General features: G+C 40.9%; 21 protein-coding genes. All 21 read left to right on the top strand.

Features of this window, described 5'->3' with window-relative positions; all coding sequences use genetic code 11:
- Positions 1 to 31: 31 nt before the first annotated feature.
- The 21 genes from cmk to QT716_RS03365 all read left to right on the top strand — a co-directional run bounded on the left by cmk (position 32) and on the right by QT716_RS03365 (position 17,861).
- On the top strand, positions 32 to 709 hold the full coding sequence (gene cmk, locus QT716_RS03465) for a (d)CMP kinase (protein ID WP_317934488.1): 678 nt from the start codon (positions 32 to 34) through the stop codon (positions 707 to 709).
- Positions 706 to 1,287 (top strand): lysophospholipid acyltransferase family protein, encoded by a 582-nt coding sequence (locus tag QT716_RS03460; RefSeq protein ID WP_317934487.1) that lies wholly within the window; start codon positions 706 to 708, stop codon positions 1,285 to 1,287. Before cmk ends, QT716_RS03460 begins: the two co-directional genes overlap by 4 nt.
- 78 nt (positions 1,288 to 1,365) lie before the next feature.
- Complete coding sequence (gene rpsA, locus QT716_RS03455; RefSeq protein ID WP_317934486.1) at positions 1,366 to 2,505, top strand: 30S ribosomal protein S1; 1,140 nt, start codon at positions 1,366 to 1,368, stop codon at positions 2,503 to 2,505.
- Between the two features lie 111 nt (positions 2,506 to 2,616).
- A complete protein-coding gene (gene der, locus QT716_RS03450) occupies positions 2,617 to 3,927 on the top strand; it encodes a ribosome biogenesis GTPase Der (RefSeq protein ID WP_317934484.1) in 1,311 nt (436 codons plus the stop codon).
- Positions 3,928 to 3,954: 27 nt separating this feature from the next.
- Positions 3,955 to 4,971: an NAD(P)H-dependent glycerol-3-phosphate dehydrogenase gene (locus QT716_RS03445; RefSeq protein ID WP_317934482.1), complete on the top strand. Its 1,017-nt coding sequence runs from the start codon at positions 3,955 to 3,957 to the stop codon at positions 4,969 to 4,971.
- Between the two features lie 84 nt (positions 4,972 to 5,055).
- Positions 5,056 to 5,241: a DUF2768 domain-containing protein gene (locus QT716_RS03440; RefSeq protein WP_317934945.1), complete on the top strand. Its 186-nt coding sequence runs from the start codon at positions 5,056 to 5,058 to the stop codon at positions 5,239 to 5,241.
- Positions 5,241 to 5,966: a hypothetical protein gene (locus QT716_RS03435; RefSeq protein ID WP_317934481.1), complete on the top strand. Its 726-nt coding sequence runs from the start codon at positions 5,241 to 5,243 to the stop codon at positions 5,964 to 5,966. The genes QT716_RS03440 and QT716_RS03435 overlap by 1 nt, the downstream gene beginning before the upstream one ends.
- An 81-nt stretch (positions 5,967 to 6,047) precedes the next feature.
- Complete coding sequence (spoIVA, locus tag QT716_RS03430) at positions 6,048 to 7,526, top strand: stage IV sporulation protein A (protein WP_317934479.1); 1,479 nt, start codon at positions 6,048 to 6,050, stop codon at positions 7,524 to 7,526.
- A 156-nt stretch (positions 7,527 to 7,682) separates the two neighbouring features.
- Positions 7,683 to 7,955 (top strand): HU family DNA-binding protein, encoded by a 273-nt coding sequence (locus QT716_RS03425; protein ID WP_039041781.1) that lies wholly within the window; start codon positions 7,683 to 7,685, stop codon positions 7,953 to 7,955.
- Positions 7,956 to 8,112: 157 nt separating this feature from the next.
- Complete coding sequence (folE, locus tag QT716_RS03420; RefSeq protein WP_317934478.1) at positions 8,113 to 8,676, top strand: GTP cyclohydrolase I FolE; 564 nt, start codon at positions 8,113 to 8,115, stop codon at positions 8,674 to 8,676.
- 72 nt (positions 8,677 to 8,748) lie between these two features.
- On the top strand, positions 8,749 to 8,970 hold the full coding sequence (mtrB, locus tag QT716_RS03415; RefSeq protein ID WP_317934477.1) for a trp RNA-binding attenuation protein MtrB: 222 nt from the start codon (positions 8,749 to 8,751) through the stop codon (positions 8,968 to 8,970).
- A gap of 51 nt (positions 8,971 to 9,021) precedes the next feature.
- The gene (locus QT716_RS03410) at positions 9,022 to 9,738 is read left to right on the top strand and encodes a heptaprenyl diphosphate synthase component 1 (protein WP_317934475.1); all 717 of its coding nucleotides are present in this window, start codon (positions 9,022 to 9,024) and stop codon (positions 9,736 to 9,738) included.
- Between the two features lie 22 nt (positions 9,739 to 9,760).
- On the top strand, positions 9,761 to 10,456 hold the full coding sequence (locus tag QT716_RS03405) for a demethylmenaquinone methyltransferase (RefSeq protein ID WP_317934474.1): 696 nt from the start codon (positions 9,761 to 9,763) through the stop codon (positions 10,454 to 10,456).
- 26 nt (positions 10,457 to 10,482) lie between these two features.
- Positions 10,483 to 11,457 (top strand): polyprenyl synthetase family protein, encoded by a 975-nt coding sequence (locus QT716_RS03400; protein ID WP_317934472.1) that lies wholly within the window; start codon positions 10,483 to 10,485, stop codon positions 11,455 to 11,457.
- A gap of 100 nt (positions 11,458 to 11,557) precedes the next feature.
- Complete coding sequence (ndk, locus tag QT716_RS03395) at positions 11,558 to 12,004, top strand: nucleoside-diphosphate kinase (RefSeq protein ID WP_317934470.1); 447 nt, start codon at positions 11,558 to 11,560, stop codon at positions 12,002 to 12,004.
- A 79-nt stretch (positions 12,005 to 12,083) separates the two neighbouring features.
- The gene (locus QT716_RS03390) at positions 12,084 to 12,854 is read left to right on the top strand and encodes a CheR family methyltransferase (protein ID WP_317934469.1); all 771 of its coding nucleotides are present in this window, start codon (positions 12,084 to 12,086) and stop codon (positions 12,852 to 12,854) included.
- A gap of 113 nt (positions 12,855 to 12,967) precedes the next feature.
- Positions 12,968 to 14,149 carry a chorismate synthase gene (gene aroC, locus QT716_RS03385; RefSeq protein WP_317934468.1) on the top strand — a complete coding sequence of 394 codons (1,182 nt, stop codon included), beginning with the start codon at positions 12,968 to 12,970 and terminating at the stop codon, positions 14,147 to 14,149.
- Position 14,150: 1 nt separating this feature from the next.
- On the top strand, positions 14,151 to 15,251 hold the full coding sequence (aroB, locus tag QT716_RS03380) for a 3-dehydroquinate synthase (RefSeq protein ID WP_317934466.1): 1,101 nt from the start codon (positions 14,151 to 14,153) through the stop codon (positions 15,249 to 15,251).
- Between the two features lie 2 nt (positions 15,252 to 15,253).
- Positions 15,254 to 15,619, top strand: a complete 366-nt coding sequence (gene aroH / locus QT716_RS03375; protein WP_317934465.1) for a chorismate mutase — start codon at positions 15,254 to 15,256, stop codon at positions 15,617 to 15,619.
- A gap of 33 nt (positions 15,620 to 15,652) precedes the next feature.
- A complete protein-coding gene (gene hisC, locus QT716_RS03370) occupies positions 15,653 to 16,744 on the top strand; it encodes a histidinol-phosphate transaminase (protein ID WP_317934464.1) in 1,092 nt (363 codons plus the stop codon).
- A gap of 4 nt (positions 16,745 to 16,748) precedes the next feature.
- Positions 16,749 to 17,861 (top strand): prephenate dehydrogenase, encoded by a 1,113-nt coding sequence (locus QT716_RS03365; RefSeq protein WP_317934463.1) that lies wholly within the window; start codon positions 16,749 to 16,751, stop codon positions 17,859 to 17,861.

Raw genomic sequence — 17,861 nt, 5'->3', positions numbered from 1 at the left:
TGTTTCCGAATTAAGTACGGGGGTTGAGGAAATGGAAAAAGGATTGCAAATTGCTATAGATGGCCCGGCAGCTGCAGGAAAAAGTACAATTGCAAAAATTACTGCAAGCAAATTAGGGTATACCTACATCGATACGGGTGCAATGTATCGCGCATTAACATATAAGGCTTTGCAAAGTCATATAAATGTGAATGACGATGATGCACTCTTGAAACTGCTGAATGAAATTACGATTGAATTACAGCCTTCAGAGGATGGACAAATTGTAAAAGTGGATGGAGAGGATGTTACAGAAGCAATTCGTTCCCAGGAAGTGACATCGCAAGTTTCTGCAACTGCAGCTCAGCCTCGAGTTCGTGAAATGATGGCAGATAAGCAACGGCAATTGGCAAACGCAGCAGGTGTAGTTATGGATGGAAGAGATATCGGTACTGCTGTGCTGCCTAATGCGGAGCTTAAAATCTTTATGACAGCTTCTGTAGAAGAACGGGCGTCAAGACGTTATGAGGAAAATATGAAACGGGGAATTAACCGCTCGATGGAAGAATTGTGCCAGGATATTTCTAGACGGGACAAAGCGGACACAGAGCGTGCGGCTTCACCTCTAAAACAGGCTGCTGATGCTATTTATATCGATACGACTTCAATGACAATTGAAGAAGTCGCAGATACTATTATTCAATTTGCAGAAAAGAGGAGAAGTTTATGAATTTATACCCTCTTGGAAAGGCGTTATGCACCGCATTACTAAAACCTTTTTACAGAATAAAAGTAATAGGTAAAGAAAACTTCCCTAAGAATGAGGGAGTACTTTTATGTACTAACCATATAGACAATTTGGATCCGCCTGTTGTTGGTTTAACGTCACCTAGGCCAGTACACTTCATGGCGAAAGAGGAACTGTTTCAACTGCCTATTCTAAAATCCGTGTTGCCGAATGTGAATGCGTTTCCGGTCAAAAGAGGTCTTAGTGACCGCCAGGCAATCAGGAAAGCATTAGAATTACTTCGCTCTGGACAAGTAGTGGGGATGTTTCCTGAAGGAACTAGGAGTAAAAACGGAGAATTAGGGAAAGGATTAACAGGAGCAGGTTTTTTTGCATTAAAAGGGGATGCAGTAGTTATGCCTTGTGCGATTATCGGACCTTATCACCCTTTTAAACAATTAAAAGTAATTTTCGGCAAGCCGATAGATATGGCGCCTTATCGTGAACGTAAAGCATCTGCGGAAGAGGCAACAGAAGTAATTATGTCCGCAATTCAAGAGCTGTTAGAGAAAAATCGTTAATTGATAAGTTCAATTTTTTGTTTTTATGGGTATATTCCAATAGTATAGAACTATGATTAAAATGGAGGAGGACTACATATGACTGAAGAGATGAATGTAGAAGCTATGGACGGGTATAACGAAGGAGATCGCGTGACAGGTAAAGTAACAAAAATTGAAGATAAATCTGTCACTGTAGAAATTTCTGGAGCACCATTTGACGGCGTGATTCCAATCAGTGAACTATCTAGTCTTCACATTGAAACAGCTTCGGATGCAGTAAAAGAAGGTGACGAACTTGAATTATCTATCATAAAGGTGGAAGATGATGCATTCGTCCTTTCAAAACGCAAAGTAGATGCCGAAGATGCATGGGATACACTTGAGGAAAAGTTTAATAACTCTACAACAATTTCAACTGAAGTTAAAGATGTTGTAAAAGGCGGCTTAGTTGTGGATCTTGGAGTACGAGGATTCATACCCGCATCATTAGTAGAAGACCACTTTGTGGAGTCTTTCGAAGATTATAAAGGACGCACGATGGATTTTAAAATAGTAGAAATGGATAAAGAAAAGAATCGTTTAATCCTTTCACATCGTGCTGTTATTCAGGAAGAGAAGTCATCTAAAAAGGAAGAGATTCTGGAAGGTCTTCATGAAGGGCAAGTTCTGGAAGGTACAGTACAGCGAATCGCATCGTTTGGTGCGTTTGTTGACTTAGGCGGCGTTGATGGATTAGTGCACATTTCTCAAATTGCACATGGTCATGTTGAAAAAGTGTCTGATGTTCTATCTGAAGGTCAAACTGTGCAAGTGAAAATTTTGTCAGTAGACCGTGATTCTGAAAGAATCAGCCTGTCCATCAAAGAAACACTTGCTGGACCATGGGAAGGAATTGAAGAGAAAGCTCCTAAAGGTGCGGTTCTGGAAGGAACAGTTAAACGTCTTGTTTCTTACGGTGCTTTTGTTGAAGTTCTGCCAGGTGTAGAAGGACTTGTACACATTTCAAGAATTTCTCATCAGCATATCGGAACTCCGAATGAAGTCCTTTCGGAAGGCCAGACCGTAGAGGTGAAAGTCTTAGATGTTAGTCCAGATGAAAAACGTCTGTCTCTTAGCATTAAAGATCTTACTGAAAAAGAAGACGACGCATACGATGGCTATGAAATGCCTGAAGAACCATCAGGTTTCTCAATCAGTGATGTCATTGGAGACCAGTTAAAAAAGTTCTCTAACTAAAAGATTCGTGATACTGTAACAACTGAATTGAAGGAGATGGCTCTTTTAAGAGCGCCATCTCTTTTTTTTGTGTATAATATGCAGAAGATAGCTTGGAAGGATGTATGACTAATGAGTAAACCAACAGTAGCCATCGTGGGGCGTCCAAATGTAGGTAAGTCCACGATTTTTAACAGAATAGTCGGTGAAAGAATTTCGATTGTAGAAGATGTTTCTGGAGTAACGCGGGATCGCATATATAGCTCAGCAGATTGGCTTTCCCATGAATTTAACCTGATTGATACTGGCGGTATCGATATTGGAGATGAACCATTCCTAGTACAAATTCGCTTGCAGGCTGAAATTGCAATTGAAGAGGCCGACGTAATTATCTTTCTGACTAATGGCAGAGAAGGTGTTACAAATGCAGATGAGCAAGTCGCTAAAATTTTATATAAAACAAAAAAACCAGTAGTACTCGCTGTTAACAAAGTGGACAACCCAGAAATGCGTGATATGATTTACGATTTCTATTCCCTGGGCTTCGGAGATCCGCATCCTATTTCTGGTTCTCATGGACTTGGTCTAGGTGATCTGTTAGACAGTGTTGCAGAGAGTTTCCCGGATCCATCGGAGGAAGAAATAGAGGATGACGTGATTCGTTTTTCTTTAATTGGACGACCGAATGTAGGGAAATCCTCCCTTGTAAATGCATTATTAGGTGAAGAGCGCGTTATCGTCAGTGATGTAGCAGGAACAACAACTGATGCGATTGACTCCACTTATGAATACGATGGTCAAAAGTATAAAATCATTGATACTGCGGGAATGCGGAAAAAAGGTAAAGTCTATGAAAACACCGAGAAGTACAGTGTTCTTCGGGCATTAAAAGCAATCGACCGCTCTGATGTAGTATTGATCGTGATAAATGGCGAAGAAGGAATCCGTGAGCAAGACAAACGGATTGCAGGTTATGCAGAAGAAGCAGGAAAAGGGATTCTATTTGTTGTCAACAAATGGGATGCGCTTGAAAAAGATGAGAAAACCATGAACCGGTTTACTGAGGATATTCGGAAAAACTTCTTGTTTTTGGACTATGCACCAATTGCTTACGTATCTGCAAAAACAAAACAGCGCGTTCGTTCGTTGTTTGACCTGATTGTAACGATTAGTGAAAATCATTCAATGCGCATACAGTCAAGTGTTCTTAACGAGGTCATTGAAGATGCAGTAGCTAGAAACCCCGCGCCTTCAGACAAAGGAAGAAGACTTCGGATTTATTATTCAACACAAGTTGCTGTAAGACCACCCGCATTTGTTGTCTTTGTCAATGATACAGAATTGATGCACTTCTCATACGAACGGTTCCTGCGCAATCGTTTGCGTGAATCATTTGGATTTGAAGGAACACCTATTCGAATTATTACTCGTGCAAGAAGTTAACGATATAGTGTGGAAGGATGAGAATTAGTGAAAAAAGTTTCTGTAATTGGAGCGGGAAGCTGGGGAACCGCCCTCGCGTTTGTTCTAGCTGAAAATGGACATGATGTTCTTATTTGGGGAAGAAGAAAAGAGCAGACCAATGAAATAAATAAACACCATTCAAATCAAGCCTATTTGAAAAACTGCACGTTACCTGAATCGCTTAAAGCCACTTCTAATCTGGAGCTGGCGGTAGAGCATGCTGAAATCCTGATTTTAGCTGTTCCAACGAAGGGGATGCGGGAAATTGGTGCTCAATTGAATACATTGCTGCAACAGCCAAAGATTCTTGTGCATGTTTCAAAAGGTATTGAACCCGATTCACTCAAAAGAATTACTGAGATGCTAGCTGAAGAAATTCGTCCTGAGGCACGCAAGGCTCTTGTTGTCCTATCGGGACCCTCTCATGCTGAAGAGGTTGTATTACGTCATCCTACGACAGTAACAGTAGCTTCTGCGGATTCTGAAGCAGCTAAAGAGATTCAAACGCTCTTCATGAACTCATATTTCCGTGTCTATACAAATGAAGATGTACTAGGGGTAGAACTAGGCGGAGCATTGAAAAACGTAATTGCGCTCGCAGCAGGAATTACAGACGGTTTAGAGTATGGAGATAATGCGAAGGCAGCCCTAATTACACGCGGGCTAGCTGAGATTACCCGCTTAGGTGTTAAGATGGGAGCTAGTCCTTTAACGTTCTCTGGGCTTGCGGGAATGGGGGATCTGATTGTCACTGCAAACAGTGTCCATTCACGTAACTGGAAGGCGGGAAACATGCTTGGAAAAGGCAGCTCACTTGAAGAAGTGACTGAAGGCATGGGGATGGTCATCGAAGGTGTGCGAACAACTAAGGCAGCACACCAATTAGCTAAACAATATGAGGTTTCTATGCCGCTGACAGAGGCGCTGTATTCAGTTCTATTTGAAGGACACGAACCTAAAGAAGCGGTAGATTGGTTAATGAGCCGTGGGAAAAAGAAAGAAATAGACGAATTTTTAAATTAAATCCATCGGGGTTCTTTTCTGAAATAAATTACGTTTAAATTTTACGATTGGAAGGAATGACTTACTTTGTCCTCGTTGGATAAAATGTGGCTATCTTTTTATGCGATGGGTTTTATGATTATTTCCATGGGACTCATACATCTTAGTCGTACCAAAATAACTAATAAGTTTTTAAAAATTTTATTTGCAGTCATTGCATACGGTTTATTGATATTCTCATTCTTTGCAATGATTTATTTAGTCTTTAATGGACCAACAGGAGGCGCATGATGAATATGAAGCGCATTTTACTTCTGCCTTTGGTGATGGGAGTTCTCGTACTATTATCGGCTTGTATGTACCCTCAAGATGAAAAAGAGAGTAAACAGCGGCCATATGAAGACCAGTTAGAAACTGTTCAAAAAGCAGTAGATACTTACCAAACAGAAACCAATGGGCTGCTGCCGATCAAAACGCGTGACATGGACACCGATCAGTATATTAAATATCCGATTGATTTTACAAAAATTGTTCCATCTTTGACTGAGAAAATTCCCTCAAATGCATACGAGCAGGGAGGGATTTATCAATATGTTTTAATGGATGTTGAAGAAAATCCTACTGTTAAATTAGTAGATTTACGCGTCGCAGAACGAATTAGAGAGCTCATTCTAAGGAAAACTGTGAACGGTTCACTTCCTTTCAAAGATGCAGTTCAAGAAGGCGTAAATGTGTATGAAGTGGACTTTGAAAAAATGGGTCTTAAGAAACCTTTGACAGTTGAAAGCCCATATTCAGATGCTCACTTGCCGCTTGTTGTTGGTGGCGACGGCAACTTTTATATTGACTATTCTATAGACTTGAATCGAATATTGGAGGCAGACAAGCCATCTGTCACGCCTGGCGAGGATATCCGTTACTTGCTTGCAGACAAATATCCAATACTTCCTGCCTATTCTTTACCTTATACAGTTAACGCAAAAAATGAGCCGGTCTTTATGAAATCGTCCAACTAAACAAAAAACGTTTCGTGCTTTATGCATGAAACGTTTTTTGTTTTCATAAACTACTATGCGTAGAAAAGGAGGACGATGGAAATGAAAGAAGAACTATACGAAAACTTAGCTAGACGGACAGATGGCGATATTTACATTGGAGTGGTCGGTCCTGTTCGTGTTGGAAAATCCACTTTTGTTAAACGTGTCATGGAGGAAGTTGTCATCCCTAATATGAGTGAGCAGGCAGATCGGACCCGTGCACAGGACGAACTACCGCAAAGCTCACCAGGCCCCGTTATAATGACTGCAGAACCAAAATTCGTCCCGGCACAAGGCACACCCGTATCAGTAGGTGATGGAGAGCTATCATTTCAAATTCGTTTAGCAGATTGTGTCGGGTATGTGATCGACGGAGTGAAAGGTTACGAAGATGAGGATGGACCTAAATACGTTCATACACCTTGGCATAATGAGCCGATTCCGTTTGAAGAGGCAGCGCGTATAGGTACGGACAAAGTAATTCGAGACCATTCAACTATTGGAATTTTGTTAACGACAGATGGAACTGTTAATAATATTCCAAGAGCATCAGCGGAAGCTGCGGAAACAGAAATTGTTTCGAAACTTAAAGAAATCGGAAAACCATTTGTTATTGTTCTGAATTCTAAAATGCCAGCTCATGAGAAGACAGTGCAATTGCGTCAAAAACTCCATGAAGAACATGAGGTTCCAGTAATTGCGATTAGCGCGGATCAGTTAAACGCACAAGAAATTCAATTAATCTTAAAAGAAGCGCTTTATGAGTTCCCGATTACTCATATTGATCTCCAAAAACCGGATTGGATGGATGTACTCGGGCCAGAGCATTATTTGAACGCGAATATTGATGAAATTATTAATGAAGGATTCTTAGAAGCATCAAAGATTCGTAAAGTCCAGCAGCTTGCAGAGCGGCTGAATGAAGAAGAATACATTAAACACGCAGATGTGATCGAAGTGGATGCAGGAAAAGGCAGAGCCACGTTAGATTTGAAAATTGACGAGGAAACCTATTTGGCAGTATGTGAGTCTTATATGGATACTGAGATGACGACTAAGAAAGATTGGCTTTTATTCATTCAAGAAGCAGTGAAGGCTAAGAAGTCTTATGATATGTTTGCTGAAGCGATTGAGACTGCAAAGAAAGATGGTTACGGTGTAGCCCTTCCTACAATAGAGGACTTCCAGCCGACTCAGCCTGAGCTTATTAAACAAGATTCGTTTTATGGAGTGAGAATGAAAGCGACGGCTCCTGCATTACATGTAATCAGAATTGACATGGAAGCCGAATTTGCTCCGTTAATCGGATCCGAATTCCACAGCCATCACTTGCTGAAAGAATTGAAAAATGCCTACTTACATGATCGTGACGCACTGTGGGAAACGCAGTTGTTTGGAACTCCATTGCATGAAGTATTGAAGGAGAGCATAAGATTTAAAACTTCTGCGGTGCCTACTAGTGCACGCCGAAGACTTCGTGAAACGATAGAAAAAATGGTGAATGAAGGTAATAAAGGAATGATTACTTTTATAGTTTAAATAGAAAAGATCCGTCTATCGCGGGTCTTTTTTTTTCGTTATTCGCATTGTTAGCGCATGATGAGATCACAATATTGTTGCACCTCAGAAATTGTTATGTTACTCTTTTTACAGTGTTAAAGAGCTTTATGAAACGATTGAGAGGAGGTGAACGGGATGAACAAAACTGAATTGATCAACTCCGTAGCAGAAGAAGCAGGTCTTTCTAAGAAAGATGCAACAAAAGCTGTTGAAACTGTTTTCGAAACAATCCAAGACGCTCTTTCAAAGGGTGAGAAGGTACAATTGATCGGCTTCGGTAACTTCGAAGTACGCGAGCGTGCTGCTCGTAAAGGCCGTAACCCTCAATCAGGAGAGGAAATTGAAATCGCAGCTAGCAAAGTACCTGCATTCAAAGCAGGGAAAGCATTAAAAGATGCTGTAAAATGAGTTCAATTACATAGAAGCCCGTCAGTCGTCCTTTAACGGATAAGCTGACGGGCTTCTTTCCGTGTATAACGAATTATTCAAGCCGTCAACTGTACTGAATGGAAGGTTTGTGCTACTATTTTGGAGGACAAGATGTGCATCAGAGGAGGTTCCATCGATGGAAGAAGTGAATTACGGAAAAATAGAACAAGCGGTCACAATGATTCTGGAAGCAATCGGTGAGAATCCAGAGCGCGAGGGTCTGCTTGAAACCCCGAAACGCGTGGCGAAAATGTATGCAGAAGTATTTGCTGGGATGTCGGAAGATCCCCGAGTATATTTTGAAACAGTATTTCATGAGCACCATGAGGAAGTCGTGCTAGTAAAAGATATTCCATTCTATTCGATGTGTGAACATCACTTGGTTCCATTCTTTGGTGTTGCCCACATTGCATACATACCTCGTGACGGAGTTGTGGCAGGTCTTAGCAAACTTGCTAGAGCTGTAGAAACCACAGCAAAACGTCCGCAGCTTCAAGAACGAATTACTACAACCGTGGCTAATACCATGATGGAAATGCTTAAACCGCATGGTGTATATGTTATTATCGAAGCAGAACATATGTGTATGACGATGCGCGGAGTTAAAAAGCCTGGTTCCAAAACAATTACAACTGCGGCTAGAGGGATATACGAACATGATGATGTGAAACGTTCAGAAATTCTTTCACTTGTTAAGTAAGGCGTGGCCCTTTGCGATTCGTCAATTAACTATGATATGATAACAGGTATACAATAGACGGGAGAGGAAGAAATGACTGCACCAGATTATATCGTTATTAAGGCAAAAGAAGATGGTGTCAGCGTTATTGGGTTAACCCGTGGAAATGACACGAAATTTCACCATACGGAAAAATTAGACTGTGGAGAAGTGATGATCGCCCAGTTTACTGAACACACATCCGCCATGAAAATCCGTGGGAGTGCAGAGATTACTACTGCACACGGGGTTGTCTCCAGTGAAGAGAAAGCATAAGAGCACCCTGGATCGTTCACTTGTTGGATGCCTTGGAATGGAGAAATGGTGATGAACAAACACAACATACATTCAATTTTAGAAAATTATATAAACGATTTAAACTATGCGTTGCGTGAGCCCATTCTTCATAGGGAAATTGGTGACTTTCCAATCAATCCGATGAAAGCGTTCTTTCTATTGCTCCCAGTGGTAAACGAAGGAATGCAAAATGACAGAATTAAGGGCATTACGCTCTCACTAGGAGCAATTCATGCAGCGCTCGATATTCATGACCTTATCGACATAGACAAAGCAGTATCTGCCCAACAACAACTAACTGTTCTTGCAGGTGATCATTTCAGTGGAATCCATTATAAGATTTTAGCTGAAAATGGTGAGTTTGTATTCATTAGAGAGCTATCTCAAACGATAGCTCATATTAATGAGCAAAAAACTACCTTGCATCAGGGGAAGTCGGAAAGTGCTGCGGGGCTAATTGCTAAGCTGAACGTTATTGAATGTGGCTGTATCTCAACGTTTTATTCGGAATTCGAATTTGAGGGTTATCTTAAACTGGCAGAGACTGCGTTAACCTATTTGCGTATAAAGAAAATGTTGGATGCATCAAAACCGCAGTTTACAAACGTAGAACCATCTACGCTGAAAATGGCGTTCGAAACTATTGAAGCTGCTTTAACCAAAGAGCTTCAACATATGAATTTTTTAAATTCAGAACTTCAACAAATTATTCATGAACTTGTGAATCCTTTAAAATCGTTAAGCTGACTATTGAAAAGAGGAGATACTGTTGAGTCAATCAAAAGAACAAAAAGTCCATTCAGTATTTGAATCCATATCTGATGACTATGACAAAATGAATTCAGTCATTAGTTTTAACTTGCACAAAAAGTGGCGTGCCGACATTATGAAACGCATGAATGTCCAACCAGGAACAAAAGCGTTAGACGTATGCTGCGGTACAGCAGACTGGACACTATCGTTAGCTCAAGCGGTTGGTGATGAAGGAGAGGTCACAGGACTGGATTTCAGTGAAGCGATGCTATCTTCAGCAGCACCTAAAACAGACAAGCATTCGAACATTACACTCATTCATGGCAATGCGATGGAATTGCCTTTTGATGACAATACGTTTGATACGGTCACTATTGGTTTTGGATTACGGAATGTGCCAGACTATGCAACTGCACTTCAAGAGATGTATCGAGTAGTTAAGCCGGGCGGGCTTGTTGCCTGTTTAGAAACCTCTCAGTCTGAAATTCCAGGATACCGACAAGTTTTCAGGTTTTATTTTAATAATATTATGCCGGTCTTTGGCAAATTGTTTGCGAAAAGTTATAATGAGTATTCGTGGCTTCAAGAATCTGCCGATGACTTCCCGGGTCGAGAGGAATTAGCTCAGCTGTTTAAATCAGCTGGATTTTCCCGCGTCGATTACCGTCCATATAGTGGCGGAGTAGCTGCCGGGCATATCGCTATCAAATAACAAGCAGGTGGGAGAAGGGAATCGTTTTGGAAAAATTGAAGGCAATGGCATTGTATACAGATTTCCGAAAGGAACTCATTTATATCGAGAAAGAGCTTGAGAATGCCGTTCAATCGGATTCTCCGCTGATTCAGCAGGCATCTATGCATTTGCTGAGAGCAGGAGGAAAGAGGATCCGTCCAATTTTCGTATTCCTTTCTTCCAAGTTCGGAGACTATTCGATGGAAACTACCGCTAAAGTAGCTGTCTCCCTCGAGCTGGTCCACATGGCGTCCTTAGTTCATGACGATGTCATTGATGATTCTAATATGAGAAGAGGACGGAAAACAGTTAAGTCTAAGTGGGACAATCGTGTGGCTATGTACACAGGGGATTTTATATTCTCACGTGCATTAACTTCGATTGGTGAAATTGAAATGACTTCCGTACATCGATTGCTTGCCGATACGATGTTAGAAATTTGTAAAGGCGAAATTATCCAATTTGATTATCAAAGGAGAACCGATCAATCGTTTCGGGATTACTTACGTCGTATTAAACGTAAAACAGCGCTCCTTTTGTCTTCAAGCTGTGAATTAGGCGCACTAATTTCAAATGCTGACCCCCAAGTCGTTCTTAGATTGAGAAACTTTGGTTACTATGCAGGAATGGCTTTTCAAATTGTAGATGATATTTTAGATTTAACTTCTTCTGATAAACAACTTGGAAAACCTGCAGGTTCTGATCTATTGAATGGACATTTAACATTACCCATTTTGTATATTAGAAACGAACCTGCGTTTCAGCCATACTTAAAGAAAGCATTTGATGGAACTTTGTCTGAAAAGGAACGTTCAGATATGCTTCATTATATTCGTGAAAGCGGAGCTATAGAAAAATCACATGAAGTTAGTGATCTATACTTGGAAAAGGCAACTGCTGAAATTCGCTCTTTACCAGATGGAGATGCAAAAAAAGCATTTGAACAAGTAGCGGACTTTTTAGCTAAACGAACTTTTTGACAGGTCTTGCGAAAAGAATAAATTGAAACATTGGCTGTCGTTTGATACTATCAGTAGGGGGTAACCCCGATTTGTCACTACGAAGGAGTGTAATTGAATTATGGAAAAAACATTTTTAATGGTAAAGCCAGACGGCGTACAACGTGGTCTAATCGGTGAAATCGTAAACCGTTTTGAAAGTAAAGGATATCAGCTAGTTGGCGGGAAACTAATGTCAATTTCTCAAGAACTTGCGGAGCAGCACTACGGTGAGCACAAAGAGCGCCCATTCTTCGGCGAGCTTGTTGATTTCATTACTTCAGGTCCAGTATTCGCTATGGTTTGGGAAGGCGAAAACGTTATTTCAACGGCTCGTCTAATGATGGGTGCAACGAACCCTAAAGAATCGGCACCTGGAACTATCCGTGGCGACTTCGCAGTAACTGTTGGGAAAAACATTATTCATGGTTCAGATTCACCAGAATCAGCTGAACGTGAAATCGGTTTGTTCTTTAAAGAGGAAGAAATGACTTCTTATGAAAAGACAGTAAACAGCTGGATTAACTAATAAGAAACAAAAAGCAGCCAAGCGGATTCCGCCGGCTGTTTTTGTTATACATAAGAAATGGATGAGTGGAGGTTGTGTTTTGTCTGATTACACGCAATTTATCGCCAGTGTGAAACAAAAAACCGGCATTGATTTATCACTCTATAAAGAAGCACAAATGAAGCGGCGCTTGACATCCCTTTATGAAAAACGCGGCTGTAAAAATTTCACTGAATACTTCGGGCTTATTCGAAACGATTCTTCAAGAATGGATGAATTTTTGGATCGTATGACGATAAATGTGTCGGAATTTTATAGAAACTTTCAACGTTGGGAGATATTAGACCAAAAGATAATTCCCCAACTGTTAAGGCAATCCAAAAAATTAAAATGTTGGAGTGCCGCATGCTCTACTGGGGAAGAACCGTATTCAATGGCAATGGTATTGGCAAATCACATTCCACTGCGTGAAATAACGATATCAGCTACTGATTTAGATGCGGGTGTTCTTGAGAAAGCGAAAGTTGGACTCTATCCCGAACGGTCTTTAAAAGAAGTCCCTCCGCCGATTAAGCAAAAGTATTTCACACAAGAAGGGCAGTTTTTCCAAGTGAAGGACGATGTGAAAAGATCAGTCTTATTTAAACAACACAATTTACTAGAAGATAGCTATGGCGGAGGTTTTAATTTAATTGTTTGCAGAAATGTCATGATCTATTTTACTGAAGAAGCAAAGCACCAAATCTATACAAATTTTGCGAATGCATTAGAACCAGGCGGGATCCTATTTGTGGGCAGTACCGAACAGATTTTTAGTCCTGAAAAGTACGGTTTAGTTTCAGAGGATACTTTCTTTTATAAGAAAATATGAAAAATCCGGACTTTTCCGGGTTTTTTTGTTTAAACAAGTAGTCAAGATTACTGTAGTTTGGTAAAGTGCTATCAATGGTTGCATTTCAGCAAGTATTAAAGGGGGATTTTTAGATGAGAGTTTTGACTGCAGGTGAATCGCATGGTCCAGAGTTGACCGCGATAATTGAAGGATTGCCGGCTCAATTGCCGCTAACCGCTGAAATGATTACAAAAGAACTAACGAGACGCCAAGGGGGACATGGCAGGGGACGCAGAATGCAAATTGAAAAAGACCAGGTTGTCATCTCTTCAGGTGTGCGGCATGGGAAAACATTAGGTTCTCCAATAACTCTTACAGTCGTTAATGATGATTGGAAGCATTGGACATCGATTATGGGTATTGAACCGCTTTCTGATGATATCCGTCCAGAAGATATTAAACGTCAAATTACAAGACCGCGTCCGGGTCATGCCGACTTAGTGGGTGGTATAAAGTTTGGACATCGTGATCTGCGCAATGTTTTGGAACGTTCTTCGGCTCGGGAAACTACAATGCGGGTTGCAGCGGGTGCTGTCGCAAAACAATTTCTGCGAGAACTTGGAATAAACACCGTGGCACATGTAGTGGAAATAGGCGGTATTGTCGCAAATTCAACAACTACTTCAGATCTAACTATAGAAGAGCTGCGAACGCGTGTAGAAGCTGATCCAGTGTACTGTGCTGATCCAGAAGTGTCTTCTGACATGGTAGCAGCGATTGACGACGCGAAGGGCCGCGGGGACACTTTAGGCGGTGTCGTGGAAGTTGTCATTGAAGGATGCCCTCCGGGTATGGGCAGTTATGCACAGTTTGACCGGAAGCTGGATGGTCGACTAGCTGCTGCAATGATGTCAATTAATGCATTTAAAGGCGTTGAGTTTGGAATTGGTTTTGAAATGGCAAAAAAGTTCGGCAGTGATGTCCATGATGAAATTGCATGGTCAAAGGAACAAGGATATTATCGTAAATCGAACCGTTTGGGCGGCTTAGAGGGCGGTATGTCTACTGGTATGCCAATTATTATCCGTGGTGTCATGAAACCTATTCCTACACTTTATAAGCCGTTAGAGAGCGTTGATATTGATACCAAAGAGCCGTTTACTGCAACAATAGAACGCTCAGATCCTTGTGCGGTACCAGCAGCTTCCGTCGTGGCTGAACATGTAATCGCAACTGAAATTGCTAAAGTAATAATAGAGGAATTTCGTTCGTTCGAAATGAATGGACTGAAAGCTGATTTGGAGGAATACCGTCTTTACGCAAAGGAGTTTTAAAATGGGGCAACTAACTGTCAATACACAAAAGGGTTCTTATAACGTCCATATTGGAGAAGAGGTCTATGATCTTTTCTCTTCGGATTATCATGAGTTACTGATGAATGCAGATAAGGTTGCTATTTTTGCAGACGAAACGGCAGGCGCCTTACATCTAGAAAAAATTGAACATTCGTTACAATCTGCCAATATCCCATTTGTGGTTCATATACTACCTGCAGGTGAAAAAATAAAAACACCTGAGTGTTATATAAGTTGTCAGTCTTTTTTGCTGCAGCATAACTTTACCCGACATTCTGTTTTAATTGCATTTGGCGGAGGAGCATGCGGTGATTTAACTGGCTTTGTTGCAGCTACATTCATGAGAGGCATTCCATTTCTACAATGTCCGACAACAATTCTTGCACATGATAGTGCTGTTGGAGGAAAAACGGCGATAAATATGCCAGAAGGTAAAAATATGGTAGGTTCATTTCACCAGCCAGCAGGTGTTCTGTTCAAGCCTAGTTTATTTAAAACACTACCTGAGCGTGAGAAACGTTCAGGGATGGCTGAATTGTTTAAACATGCGCTTTTAGCTGATCAGGACTGGACGGAATCATTACTGTTAAGCCCGAGTTTCCCAAACCTTTCTGAAGAGTTATTGACAGTCGAACTTGAGAAAGGCATTCGGGTTAAAGCTGAAATTGTTGCACAAGATGAATTTGAACACGGAGTACGTCAATTTCTGAACTTGGGTCATACGCTGGGTCATGCAATAGAAGCTTATTTTGGATTTGGAGAAGTGAGCCACGGAGAATGTATCATGATTGGAATGGCTTACAGTCTAATATTAAGTGAGGAGTTCGGTGAGATTTCACCTGAGTTTACAAGCCGTTTCATCGAATTTGCATTTGCATCCGGCTATCCAATGGAAGCAATTGCAAAAGTTGAATTCAATCCTCTTTTACAATTCATGAAAAAGGATAAAAAAGTACATTCTGGTGAAATGGTTTTTGTGTTGCTAGAAAAACCGGGTATCCCATTCACGCAGACCATATCAGAAGAACGTTGTGAAGAAGCCTATAAAGAATTGAAGATACGACTTAAAAAGGGGATGTAACTATGACAGTAAGAGGTGTTCGGGGAGCAACAACAGTAAATCAAGATGAAGAACAAGATGTATTAATGGCAACTGAAATACTAGTTAAAGCGATGGCTGTTGAAAATAACCTTAAAACAGATGATATTGTCTCTGTTCTTATCTCCACAACAGTCGATGTCCAATCCGCGTTTCCAGCGAAAGCAGTTCGCTCCATAGAAGGTTGGACATATGTACCCGTAATGTGCATGCATGAAATGGACGTAGAAGGCGGCATGCCGCGATGTATCCGTGTTCTTATGCATGTCAATAGTGAAATACCACAGCGGGATGTGAAGCATATTTATCAAAACGAAGCTGTCAAACTAAGACCGGATCTTACCAACTAAATGGCTGATTGTAAAAACAGGAGGAGTTCGTCGATGAATTGGAAACCAGTACTTGCAACTATGAAACCATATAAGCCAGGGCGTTCAATTGAAGATGTCCAAAAAGAATATAACTTAGGGGAAATTGTTAAATTAGCTTCTAATGAAAATCCATATGGCTGCGCTCCGTCAGTCCGGAGATTGTTGGAATCTCCCCAACTTGAATATGAAATGTATCCGGATACCTCGTCTCCCTCGTTGAAAACGATGTTGGCGAAGAGTTTAGGTGTTCAGGAAAAATGCGTTATTCTAGGCAACGGTTCTGATGATTTAATCACTATTATTTCTCGGTCGCTGTTGAATGGTGATACAAATACAATTATGCCTTCACCGTCATTTCCTCAATATGCACATAATGCTCGAATAGAAGGCGCAGAAGTACGAGAAATTCCTCTAGTAGAGGGACAACACGATTTAGAGCGCTTTTTAAAAGAAATAGATTCCGCCACTGCGGTTATTTGGCTGTGCAACCCAAATAATCCTACAGGAGACTTAATTCCTTCATACAAAATAAAAAAGTTCCTGGAAACAGTTCCGAAACACATATTAACTGTATTGGATGAAGCCTACTTCGAATACATAACGGATGATAGTTATGAGAATCCTGTTAACTGGCTTTCAGAATATCCTAACCTTATAATTTTAAGAACATTTTCAAAAGCATATGGACTGGCCTCATTTAGGATTGGCTATGGGATTGCATCGTCCGAAGTAATCAGTGAATTAAATAAAGTTAGAAACCCATTCAATACGGGTTCACTTTCGTTACTTGTAGCAGAGACGGCGTTAGAAGACCAATCTTTCATAGAGAAGTGCCGCGCAGAAAATCATAAACAAAGGCTGCGTTTTTATGAATTTGCGAAAGAGCATTCACTTAAAGTTAACGTATCTGAAGCTAATTTTGTATTATTAGAAGTGCCTATGGATGCCGATGAGGCAACAGACGAATTAATGCAAAAAGGCTTTATTGTGAGAAGTGGTAATTTGCTAGGAACACCGAATCGTATTAGAGTTACAATTGGTACAGAAGAGCAAAACAATGGATTTTTCACAGCACTTGAGTCAATTATAACGAACAGAGGGTAATGAAATGACAACTAATATTTCTATTATCGGTCTTGGATTAATTGGTGGATCTTTGGCATTGGCTTTAAAACGGAACCCTGCTATCACGATTACTGGGTTTGACCGTTCTTATAAATCAGCTGATGAAGCATATCGGCGCGGAATCATCGACTCGATAGCTCCTTCGGTACAATCTGCTGCGAAAAATGCGGATTTTCTAATTTTTGCTGTTCCTGTTGCTGCAACGGCGGCGTTGTTAAAGGAAGCGACTGGTTGGCAGCTGAAGAGTTCAGTCATCGTTACGGATACTGGCAGCACTAAACAGCCAATAATGGAAGCCGCCAAAGGATTAATCGATAAAGGAGTAACCTTTATAGGCGGTCATCCAATGGCTGGCTCGCATAAAAGCGGAATTTCGGCATCTATTGAACATTTGTTCGAGAACGCATATTACATTTTAACTCCTCCTTCTGCATGTCGAGAAGAAGATGTTGACCGATTAAAGTCATTGTTGAAAGTTACCAGAGGAAAGTTGGCTGTGCTTCATGCACAGGAGCATGATCAAATGACAGCAGTTGTCAGCCATTTCCCTCACATTATTGCGTCCTCTTTAGTAAATTTATTGGCTTCCCAAGAACAGCAGCAGCCCTTTGTTCGGCGTCTTGCAGCAGGGGGATTCCGTGACCTCACACGTATTGCATCTGCAGATCCGATTATGTGGAGAGACATCACTATGCAAAACAATTTAGAATTAGTGAATCAGTTAGATGGATGGCTTTCCGAAATGCACACCGTTCGTGATATGCTGAAAGATAATGATCCAGGGACAATTGAAGCGTTTTTTGATGTTGCTAAACAATTCCGCGATAAACTTCCTTCCGTTGCACAAGATGCTGCTCAAGGAGCATTGTACATGCAGTTTGATCTCCATATTGATGTACCCGATCACCCGGGAGTTATCTCAGAAATCACTAGAATTTTAGCAACTAAAGAAATTAGTTTGACTAATATTCGAATTGTGGAAACGCGAACAGATGTGTATGGAATCCTGGTTATTAGTTTCCGTTCGGCTGCCGAGAGAAACAATGCAGCAGCAGTCTTGGAAAAAGAAACCGACTATTCCATGCAAATACTTTGA

It is taken from the genome of Sporosarcina aquimarina, assembly GCF_033253705.1.
Lineage (GTDB): Bacteria > Bacillota > Bacilli > Bacillales_A > Planococcaceae > Sporosarcina > Sporosarcina aquimarina.
Note: the sequence above shows the minus strand (reverse complement) of the source record. Positions and strands in the feature narration are given on the sequence as shown.